This is a genomic window from Gluconobacter sp. P1D12_c (assembly GCF_018812105.1).
Classification (GTDB): domain Bacteria; phylum Pseudomonadota; class Alphaproteobacteria; order Acetobacterales; family Acetobacteraceae; genus Gluconobacter; species Gluconobacter oxydans_A.
This window is the reverse complement of record NZ_JACSIQ010000694.1, coordinates 1-393: the sequence shown is the minus strand read 5'-3', so window position 1 is coordinate 393 and position 393 is coordinate 1. Positions and strand designations below refer to the sequence as shown.

Below are 393 nucleotides of genomic sequence, written 5' to 3'. Positions count from 1 at the left end.
CTCTTGATGGTCGTGTCATCGTTGGTGATGAAATAAAATTCGAGCAGATGGAGAATAAGATTGTTGGGCTGATGCTCCCGCATCATGCTTTCTATAACGTCTCTGAACCCTGTCTTATGGTCCAGAATTATACGCAGACGCCTGACACTGAACTCGGCAAAAAGGCTCTCGAACTCATTGAAGTTGTCTCTAAGCGACACCATCAGCAGGTTATCGAAAAACTCCAAAAAATTGGATGCGATGCTCTAACGGGGCGTAATCTGTTTGCGTTGCGTGGTTCGTGGGAGCTTGGCAACAGGGATATCAATGCGGTGGATGATTCCGCAAAAGCATATATGCTTGACACTTACACGATATCTCACATGGGTAGAGGTGGGGGTAGCGTCTTAGAAG

The 393-nt window shown here is 46.6% G+C and carries 1 protein-coding gene; it reads left to right on the top strand.

Translation table 11 applies throughout. The features are described from left to right. A partial coding sequence (locus KP705_RS21865) for a hypothetical protein (protein WP_215765401.1) occupies window positions 1–393 on the top strand: 393 nt, incomplete at both ends.